Annotated in this window: 8 protein-coding genes; 5 read left to right on the top strand and 3 right to left on the bottom strand. The window is 73.5% G+C overall.

The window, feature by feature from the left end; translation table 11 throughout:
• A partial coding sequence (locus tag IE312_RS41250) for a lytic polysaccharide monooxygenase (RefSeq protein ID WP_229900274.1) occupies positions 1-400 on the bottom strand: 400 nt, incomplete at its 3' end.
• A gap of 416 nt (positions 401-816) precedes the next feature.
• Between IE312_RS41250 and IE312_RS21990 the strand changes: the two genes are divergently transcribed.
• On the top strand, positions 817-1,464 hold the full coding sequence (locus IE312_RS21990) for a ScbR family autoregulator-binding transcription factor (RefSeq protein WP_189984068.1): 648 nt from the start codon (positions 817-819) through the stop codon (positions 1,462-1,464).
• A 22-nt stretch (positions 1,465-1,486) separates the two neighbouring features.
• Positions 1,487-2,680, top strand: coding sequence for a damage-control phosphatase ARMT1 family protein (locus tag IE312_RS21985; protein WP_189984067.1), 1,194 nt, complete (start codon positions 1,487-1,489; stop codon positions 2,678-2,680).
• On the opposite strand, the gene IE312_RS21980 is transcribed toward IE312_RS21985, so the two are convergent.
• Both IE312_RS21980 and IE312_RS21975 read right to left on the bottom strand, forming a co-directional pair.
• Positions 2,663-3,928: a cytochrome P450 gene (locus IE312_RS21980; RefSeq protein ID WP_189984066.1), complete on the bottom strand. Its 1,266-nt coding sequence runs from the start codon at positions 3,926-3,928 to the stop codon at positions 2,663-2,665. The genes IE312_RS21985 and IE312_RS21980 overlap by 18 nt on opposite strands.
• Positions 3,925-4,713, bottom strand: coding sequence for an alpha/beta fold hydrolase (locus IE312_RS21975; RefSeq protein ID WP_189984065.1), 789 nt, complete (start codon positions 4,711-4,713; stop codon positions 3,925-3,927). Before IE312_RS21975 ends, IE312_RS21980 begins: the two co-directional genes overlap by 4 nt.
• A 152-nt stretch (positions 4,714-4,865) precedes the next feature.
• Here IE312_RS21975 and cyc2 point away from each other — a divergent pair, with 152 nt between their 5' ends.
• The 3 genes from cyc2 to IE312_RS21960 all read left to right on the top strand — a co-directional run bounded on the left by cyc2 (position 4,866) and on the right by IE312_RS21960 (position 9,125).
• Positions 4,866-7,028, top strand: a complete 2,163-nt coding sequence (gene cyc2, locus IE312_RS21970) for a germacradienol/geosmin synthase Cyc2 (RefSeq protein WP_189984064.1) — start codon at positions 4,866-4,868, stop codon at positions 7,026-7,028.
• Between the two features lie 124 nt (positions 7,029-7,152).
• The gene (locus IE312_RS21965; RefSeq protein ID WP_189984063.1) at positions 7,153-7,716 is read left to right on the top strand and encodes a PDZ domain-containing protein; all 564 of its coding nucleotides are present in this window, start codon (positions 7,153-7,155) and stop codon (positions 7,714-7,716) included.
• Positions 7,717-8,003: 287 nt separating this feature from the next.
• Complete coding sequence (locus IE312_RS21960; protein WP_189984062.1) at positions 8,004-9,125, top strand: aminopeptidase P family protein; 1,122 nt, start codon at positions 8,004-8,006, stop codon at positions 9,123-9,125.
• Positions 9,126-9,242: the final 117 nt, after the last annotated feature.

Below are 9,242 nucleotides of genomic sequence, written 5' to 3'. Positions count from 1 at the left end.
TTCCCGTGTGGGCGATCGTCGACGCGTAGGTCAGGGTCAGCCGGCCGCCGGGACTCAGCCGTGTCGCCGGCCAGTCCCGCCGTGCCAGGTCCAGGCCGCGGTACGCCGGCAGGTTCCCGCTGCACAGTCTGCCGTCCGGGATCACCTGCCGGTCGCGGCCTCCGACCCCCGCCACCCGCAGGTTGTCCCAGGCGTTGAACGCGGCGCCGTTCGCCGTGATCGCGGCCCGGCAGGCCGCCGTGCGGGCGGCACCGCCCTCGGGCGAGCAGGCGTAGACCCGGCTGACCGGGTCCGTCGGGGCCCCGTGCGCCCGGGCGGGCCCCGCCGCCCAGGGCAGCAGGAGCAGCGGTGCCGCCGCAGCGGCCACCCTGACGCTCAGGCGGGCGGTCATCCGAGTCATCCGGGACGTCTCCTCGGCGCGGCGGGAACGGGGTCTGCGGCGTCCAGTACGACGCCGGTGCGCCGCGCGTTCAGCCCGAGCGGCCGGCCCGTGCGCGGGGGGCGTGAAAGCACCGACCGGTTCGGCTGTTCCGCGCCTGCTTCCGGATCCCGTTGAGCCGCCGCTGTCCGCCTCGTATCGTGGCGATCATGGGGCGGCGGCCGTCACTCCTGGGCCTGCCGGGGCGCCCGCCCGTGGCGAAGGGGGAATCGGATGCGGGGCTCGTCCGTGCCGCGTGCCGCCGCTGCGGTCGCTGACACGTGTCGTGCCTCGCGTGACACCGCGGACTCCCGTTGCCTTTAGGTGAGTTATCGTATCCAAGGGGTTAAAAACAAACCGCATGTCCTGTTCGTTAGAGATGCGAGGAAGGGTCCAGGATGGCGAGGCAGTTACGCGCTGAACAGACCCGGTCGACGATCATCACGGCCGCCGCCGATCTGTTCGACCGGCACGGCTACGAATCCACCAGCCTGAGCGACATCGTCGCACACGCGAAGGTCACCAAGGGGGCCCTGTACTTCCACTTCGCCGCGAAGGAGGACCTGGCCCACGCCATCCTGGAACTCCAGGCCAGGGCCGCGCAACAGCTCGTCGCCGACGTCGAGAACCGCGGCTGCTCCTCGCTGGAGGCCCTGATGCGCACCACGTTCGGGATCGCCCGGCTCGCCGTGGAGGACCCCGTGCCACGCGCCGGGCTGCGCCTCGCCACCGCCGACATCGCCGTGCGCCCGCCCCTGCGGCACCCGTTCACCGAGTGGCTGGAGTTCGCCACCCGGAAGGTCACCGGGGCCGTCAGGGAGTCCGACGTGCACGGCGATCTGGACGTCGGCGTGGTCGCCCACTCCCTCGTCTGCTTCTTCATCGGCACCCGGGTCGCCGGCCGCTCGCTGGAACCGACCGTACGGCTGCCGCGCAGAGTCGCCGAGATGTGGCACCTGATGATCCGCGGACTCGTCCCCGTGCACCGCCGCCCCCGTTACGTCACCCTCGCCACGCAGCTGGAGCGGGAGATCCGCACGGTCTGACACCCGCGATAGCGTGACTGACATGCCCGACACCCCCTTCGCACCCGTGATCCTCGGCAACGAACCCGGCTCCTTCCCGCACAGCGTGCTGGCGGAGCGGCACCCGGCGATCATCCGGCAGGTACGGGAGGCCTTCCCGTACGGCCCCGGGCAGCACACGGCGCTGGACGGGCTGCTCGGCAGCTGCACCCGGGGAGTGGTCGAACCGCTCCCCGCCGACGCACCGGACCGGGACCGCTGGCACGGCTGGGGCCTGGCCGAGTGCGCCGGCCGGTCCTGGTACGACGTGCCGTGGCTGTGGTCCGAGAGCTACTTCTACCGTCGGCTGCTGGACGCCGTCGGCTGGTTCGGCCCGGGCCCCTGGCAGGGCATCGACCCCTTCCGCCCGTTCAAGCGCGCCGAACTCGACGCCCCGGAGACCGACGAGGAACTCGCCGCCCTGGACGGCCTGCGCGACCTGCCGGAGGAGGAACGGGCCCGCGCACTGCTGCACGGCTCGCTGTGGGGCAACCGCGCCGACCTCGGCTTCCGGCTCTCCGCCGCGGGCGCCGAGGAGCGGGACCCGGCCCCCGCGCTGGTCGCCGACGACAGCGACACCCTCTGGTCGCTGCTGCCGCCCGGCGGGACGGGCACGCTGGTGCTGGTCGCGGACAACGCGGGCCGCGAACTCGTCCCCGACCTGCTGCTCATCGCCCACCTCCTCACCGAGGGCCGGGCCGCACGGGCCGTCCTGCACGTCAAGCCGTACCCGTACTACGTCTCCGACGCCACCACCGCCGACGTGGTCGACGCCCTGCACCGGCTGCGCGCGGCCTCCGGCGCGGCGGCCGAGTACGGCCGGGTGCTCTGGGCGGCCCTGGCCGACGGCCGGCTCACCGTCCGTGCCCATCCCTTCTCCTGTGCCCCGCTTCCCTACGCCTCCATGCCCGACGACCTGCGCGCCGAGTTCGCGACGGCCACCCTGACCGTCGTCAAGGGCGACCTCAACTACCGCCGGCTGGTGGGCGACCGGCTCTGGCCGCCCACCACACCCTTCCGGGAGACCACCGCCTGCTTCCCCGGCCCGGTCGCGGCGCTGCGCACCCTCAAGTCCGACGTGATCACCGGGCTCACGCCCGCGACCGAGGCCGCACTGGTGGCGGCCGAGGGGCAGGGCTGGCGTACCGGTGGCACGCACGCGCTGATCCAGGTGGACCCCTCACGCCACCAGCAGTGACAGTGACGTGACGCCGTTGATGAAGTTCGACACCAGCCGCCTGGGCGGGGCGGCGAGCCTCGGCGGTCCGGGCAGGACGCGCAGCAGCTCCTCGTGGAGCAGCCGCAGTTGCAGCCGGGCGAAGTGGGCGCCGAGGCAGACGTGCGGACCGTCCCCGAAGGAGACGTGCGGATTCGGGGAGCGGGCCAGGTCGAGCCGGCCGGGGGCGGCGAAGACCCGCTCGTCACGGTTGGCGGAGGCGTGGAACACCACGACCTTGTCCCCGGCCCGGATCACGCGGCCCGCCAGCCGGGTGTCCCGCACGGCCGTGCGGCGGAAGGTGAGCACGGGCGGGTGCCAGCGCAGCAGTTCGTCGACGGCGGACGGGACGCCGGCCGCTCCCGTCCGCAGCGGCTCGTACGCCTCCGGGTGCTCGGCCAGGGCCAGCAGGCCGCCCGGGGCCGCCGCGCGGACGGTGTCGTTGCCCGCCACGGTGAGCAGGAAGAAGAACATCTCCACGTCGCCGTCGGCGAGTTCGGCGTCGTGGGCGAGGGTGGTCAGGATGTCGTCGGCGGGACACCGCCTCTTGTGCACGGCCAGGTGCCGCACGTACGCGAACATGTCCCGCAACATCGCCGGCGACCGCGGATCGACCGGCCTGCCCGCCTCGTCCCGCACCGCTGGACCGGCCTCGTCCGGATCCTGGTAGCCGATGACCCGCTGTGTCCACCGGAGCAGCAGCCCCCGGTCGCCCGCCGGGACGCCCAGCAGGTCCGCCAGGTTCAGCAGGGCGTACTCGTCGGTGACGGCGGCCACCACGTCCACCGTGCCGTCACCCTCCCGCGCCGTCTCCAGGGCGCCCGCCACCAGGGTGCGCGCCCGCTCGCGGGCGTCCGCCGCGAACCGTGCCACGCGCCCCGGCGTGAAGGCGCGGCTCACCAGCCGGCGCAGCCGTCCGTGCGCCGGCGGGTCCTGGTTGAGCATCATCCGCCGGATGAACGGCAGGTCCTCCGGGTCGGGGTCCCGGATCTGCGTCGCGCCGGCGTACGAGGAGTACGTCCCCGCGTCCCGCAGCACCCGCACCACGTCCGCGTGCCGGGTCACCGCCCAGAATCCCGGCCCGGCGGGCCAGCCCAGCACCTCCGGTTCCTCCTGCCAGGCCACCGGATGGTGGTCCCGCAGCACGCGGTAGTCGTCGTGGGGGACACCGGCGGCGTACCGGCGGGGGTCGAAGACGTCCGGGACCGGCGGCACCGCGCGCACGCTCACGCGGGCCGCCGGTCCGGCGTGTCCGCACGCAGGAAGTCCTCGACCGCGCGGATCAGGTCCAGCGGGGTCTCGTCCATGGCGTAGTGGCCGGCACCGGGCAGCACGGCGAGCCGCGCGCGCGGGTACCAGCTCATCCAGGTCTGCCGCAGCACCTCCGGCGACAGCGCCGGATCGAGCGCGCCGGCCACGGCGAGGGCCGGCACCTCGCTGCCCACGACGTCGGCTTGGAAGTCCTCGCCCGCCCACGAGTCGAGCCAGGCCCGGAACGCCTTGGCGTCGCTGCGCTCCAGCGAGCGGGCGACCATCCGGTCTAGCCAGGCGGCGGGCCGCCGGCCCCCGGTGGTGACGTCGATGATCGTGCGCCGGTTCTCCGCCCGGTGCGCCGCGTCCGCGAACAGCGCCGCCTGCTCCCCGGCCAGCGGCAGGCCCGAGGCGGGCACCGGCGAGACACCGGCGATCCGGCGCACCCGGTGCGGGGCCACGGAGAGCAGCCGCTGCGCCACGGCACCGCCCATCGAGTGACCGATCACCGAGAACCGCTCCCAGCCGAGCCGGTCCGCCAGCTCCACCAGGTCCACGGCCGCCTCGGCCGTCGTGTACGCGCCCGTGGCGTCCCGGGCCTCGCCGTAGCCGCGGAGGTCGACCAGCGCGTAGCTGAACGACGTGCGGTCCAGATCCGGAAGGACGGCCGCGTAGGCGGACCGGTCGGCGAACCAGCCGTGCACGGCGAACACCTTGTGGGGGCCGTCGCCGTGCACCTCATGGGGCAGCACGAAGGAGGTCATGCGCCTACCGTGGCCCCCGCGCGCGGGCACGGCAAGGGAACCAACGCCACAACCCCCCGCCGGAGTTGCACGTTCCGCGGACGGTTCACGCGATGGTGTGATCATGTGCCCCCGGGCGGATGGAGGTCCGGCGCCCCGGGTAGTGCCCGGCCATGACGCAGCCGTTCGAACTCCCGCACTTCTACATGCCGTATCCCGCGCGGCTCAACCCGCACCTGGAGGAGGCCCGCGCCCATTCGACCGCGTGGGCCCGGGAGATGGGCATGCTGGAGGGCTCCGGAATCTGGGACCAGGCCGACCTGGAGGCGCACGACTACGGTCTGCTGTGCGCCTACACCCACCCCGACTGCGCCGGACCCGCGCTCTCGCTGATCACCGACTGGTACGTGTGGGTGTTCTTCTTCGACGACCACTTCCTCGACATGTACAAGCGCACGCAGGACCGCGCCGCCGGCAAGGCGCACCTGGACCGGCTGCCGCTGTTCATGCCGCTCGACCCCGCCACCCCCATGCCGGAACCGGAGAATCCGGTGGAGGCCGGGCTGAAGGACCTGTGGGCGCGGACGGTGCCCTCGATGTCCGTGGACTGGCGCCGCCGCTTCTCCGTCGCCACCGAGCACCTGCTCAACGAGTCGATGTGGGAGCTGTCCAACATCAACGAGGGGCGGGTCGCCAACCCGGTCGAGTACATCGAGATGCGCCGCAAGGTCGGCGGCGCCCCCTGGTCGGCCGGGCTCGTGGAGTACGCGACGGCCGAGGTGCCCGCCGCGGTCGCCGGCACCCGGCCGCTGCGCGTGCTCATGGAGACGTTCTCCGACGCCGTCCACCTGCGCAACGACCTGTTCTCCTACCAGCGCGAGGTCGAGGACGAGGGGGAGAACAGCAATGGCGTACTCGTCCTGGAGAAGTTCTTCGGCTGCACCACACAGCAGGCCGCCGACACCGTCAACGACGTCCTCACCTCCCGGCTGCACCAGTTCGAGCACACGGCGCTGACCGAGGTCCCGGCCGTCGCGCTGGAGAAGGGCCTCACACCGGTCGAGGCCGCCGCGATCGCCGCCTACACCAAGGGGCTCCAGGACTGGCAGGCCGGCGGCCACGAATGGCACCTGCGCTCCAGCCGCTACATGAACAAGGGGGCGCGGTCCAACTCGCCCTGGCAGCTCGTGAACGGTCCCGGCACCTCCGCGGCCGACGTCGGCGCGCTCCTCGCCTCGGCCGCCCGGGAACGCCTGCGCGCCCACTCCCACGTGCCGTACCAGAAGGTCGGCCCGTCCCGCATCCCCGACCTGTACATGCCCTACCGGCTCCGGCTCAGCCCCCACCTCGACCGCGCCCGCGGCCACCTCGCCGACTGGTGCCACCGCACGGGCATCCTCCGGGAAGGCGTCTGGGACGAGGACAAGCTCGCCGCGTACGACCTCGCGCTGTGCTCCGCCGGCCTGGACCCGGACGCCACCCCCGAGGCCCTCGACCTGAGCGCGCAGTGGCTCGCCTGGGGGACCTACGGCGACGACTACTACCCACTCGTGTACGGCCACCGCAGGGACCTGGCGGCCGCCCGGCTGACCACGGCCCGGCTCTCGCAGTGCATGCCGGTCGAGGGCGAGCCCGCCGTCGTACCCGGCAACGCCATGGAGCGCGGTCTGACCGACCTCTGGACCCGCACCACGGCCGGGATGACCGCCGGCCAGCGCCGGAGCCTGAAGGCGTCCGTGGACGTGATGACCGAGAGCTGGGTGTGGGAGCTGTCCAACCAGCTCCAGAACCGCGTCCCCGACCCGGTCGACTACCTGGAGATGCGCCGCGCCACCTTCGGCTCCGACCTCACCCTGAGCCTGTGCCGCGCGGGCCGCGGCCCCGCGGTCCCGCCGGAGGTGTACCGCAGCGGCCCGGTGCGCTCGCTGGAGAACTCCGCCATCGACTACGCGTGCCTCCTCAACGACATCTTCTCGTACCAGAAGGAGATCGAGTACGAGGGCGAGATCCACAACGCCGTCCTCGTCGTGCAGAACTTCTTCGGCGTGGACTATCCGGCCGCGCTCACCGTCGTCCACGATCTGACCACCCAGCGCATGCAGCAGTTCGAGCACGTGGTGGCACACGAACTCCCCGTGCTGTACGACGACTTCCGGCTGTCGGAGGAGGCACGGGCCGCCATGGACGGCTATGTGCTCGACCTGCAGAACTGGCTGGCCGGCATCCTGCACTGGCACCGCAACGTCGACCGCTACAAGGCCGCGTGGCTCGGCCGCCGCGCCCACGGCTTCCTGCCCGACCGGGCACCCGCCGTGCCCGTGCCGGCGCTGCGCTGACGGTTGTGCTGCGCCGTCCCCACGGCCATGACTACCCGGTTCCGTCCTCCGGCCAGTCTCACTCGTTCGTGTCTCGTCACGGGCCCTCGCCCCGGGTAGAGCACCAGCCGGAGGCGAGCGAACCATGGAACACACTGCGTTGCGGCCCAAACCGATGCCGGGCCAGGACCGGCGGGACGACGACACCCCGGGCCCCGCCCGCCGACCGCACGCCGCGCCCCGGCGCGGGCGGCGGCTGCGGACCCTGCTGTCCGGCCTGTGCGCCGCCGTCGTGCTGGTGCTCTGCGGCGTCGGCATCGGCACGGTCGGGGCCACGGTGGCCGGTACGAGCAGACTCGCCGAACTGCGGCGCGAGACCCGGCAACCCGCCCCCTCGGCCGACACCGCCCCCACAGCGGCCTCCGCCCCCGCCCCGGCCGCGCCGAGCCCGGCACTGGGCGTGGAGGCCGTCGACGCCCCGAAGGCGGGCGCGCTGGTCGTGGGCGTCCACGTACCCGGTCCCGGCTACGCCGCCGGCCTGGTCCGCGGCGACATCGTGCTGCAGCTCGGCTCGGCCCGCGTCGACACCGCCGCCGACCTCGCCCGCGCCGTCGCCCGTGTCCGCCCCGGCAAGGCGCTGCTCCTCACCGTGCGGCACAGCGGCGGCGGTTACCAGCAGTTGGCGGTCATTCCCGCGGTGGTGACCTGACCGGGCCGCAACCGGGCCGGAACCGGGCCCTCGCACGGGGCGTCGGTCCGGGCCGGTGACCCCCGGTACCGCGCCGCCCCGGTGTCCGCTGTCTCGTACACGCCAGGGAACCCGCTGGTCACCGTCCGTCCCGCACGTCATCATGAACCCATGCCGAGCCGCTTCTCACCGGTCCGCGGCGCACCGGTCCCCGGAACCGTGTCGCATCCTCCCGTCCGGGCGGGCAGGATGCTGCCCGAGACGCCGTCGCTGCCCCGCTCCCTCACCCTCACCGCCCGGAGGCCCGGATGACCGGTACCGCGCCCTTCACCGCCGCCGACTACGGCGCCCGCATGGAGCGCGCCGCGCGCGCCGCCGCGGACGCCGGCCTCGCCGGACTGCTCGTGGCACCCGGGCCGGACATGGTGTGGCTCACCGGATACACGCCGACCGCGGTCACGGAACGGCTCACCGTGCTCGTCCTCGCCCCCGGCCGGGACCCCGTGCTCGTCGTGCCCACCCTGGAGGCCCCGGACGCCGAGCACGGGGCCGGCGCCGCCGCGCTGACCCTGCGCGACTGGACCGACGGCAAGGACCCCTACGCCGTCACCGCCGGCCTCCTCGACCGCCGCGGCCGGTTCGGCATCAGCGACAACACCTGGGCGATGCACCTGCTGGGCCTCCAGCGGACCCTCCCCGACACCTCCTACGCCTCCCTCACCGAAGCCCTGCCCATGCTCCGCGCGGTCAAGGACGCGGCCGAGCTGGAGCTCCTGGCAGCCGCCGGAGCGGCAGCCGACCTGGCGTTCGAGGAGATCCGCAAGGTTGCCTTCGCGGGCCGCCGCGAGTCCGACGTCGGCCACGACCTCGCCGGGCTGCTGCGCCGATTCGGCCACTCCCAGGTCGACTTCACCATCGTCGGCTCCGGCCCGAACGGCGCCAACCCGCACCACGAGGTCGGCGACCGCGTCATCCGGCCCGGCGACATGGTGGTCCTCGACTTCGGCGGCCTGAAGGACGGCTACGGCTCCGACACCACCCGCACGGTCCACGTCGGCGAGCCGACCGAGGAGGAGCGCCGGGTGCACGACGTCGTGCGGGCCGCCCAGGAGGCCGGTTTCCGGGCCGTACGCCCGGGCGTGGCCTGCCAGGAGATCGACCGCGCCGCCCGCGCGGTGATCGCGGACGCGGGGTACGGCGCGTACTTCATCCACCGCACCGGGCACGGCATCGGCGTCACCACGCACGAGCCGCCCTACATGATCGAGGGCGAGGAGCAGCCGCTGGTGCCCGGCATGTGCTTCTCCGTGGAACCCGGGATCTACCTGCCCGGCCGCTTCGGGGTGCGCATCGAGGACATCGTCACGGTGACGCAGGACGGTGGCCGCCGCCTCAACAACACCACCCGTGAGCTGGTCATAGTGGAGTGACAGGCACAAGGGGACCCACTGGCGACGACACCCGGAACGGCGACGCGCGATCCATGACCCAGGCACCGACACCCACCGCGGACACCGTCCGCAGACTGGTCCGTTCGCTGCTCGAGG

This window comes from Streptomyces capoamus (assembly GCF_014654935.1).
In the GTDB taxonomy this organism is placed as follows: Bacteria; Actinomycetota; Actinomycetes; order Streptomycetales; family Streptomycetaceae; genus Streptomyces; species Streptomyces capoamus.
The sequence above is the reverse complement of the archived record's forward strand: the minus strand, read 5'-3'. Positions and strand labels throughout refer to the sequence as shown.

Excerpts from the sequence above, each read along its gene's own strand:
- IE312_RS21990 (WP_189984068.1), top strand. The coding sequence starts at position 817 with ATGGCGAGGCAGTTACGCGCTGAACAGACCCGGTCGACGATCATCACG.
- cyc2 (WP_189984064.1), top strand. The coding sequence starts at position 4,866 with ATGACGCAGCCGTTCGAACTCCCGCACTTCTACATGCCGTATCCCGCG.
- IE312_RS21985 (WP_189984067.1), top strand. The coding sequence starts at position 1,487 with ATGCCCGACACCCCCTTCGCACCCGTGATCCTCGGCAACGAACCCGGC.
- IE312_RS21965 (WP_189984063.1), top strand. The coding sequence starts at position 7,153 with ATGGAACACACTGCGTTGCGGCCCAAACCGATGCCGGGCCAGGACCGG.
- IE312_RS21960 (WP_189984062.1), top strand. The coding sequence starts at position 8,004 with ATGACCGGTACCGCGCCCTTCACCGCCGCCGACTACGGCGCCCGCATG.
- IE312_RS21975 (WP_189984065.1), bottom strand. The coding sequence starts at position 4,713 with ATGACCTCCTTCGTGCTGCCCCATGAGGTGCACGGCGACGGCCCCCAC.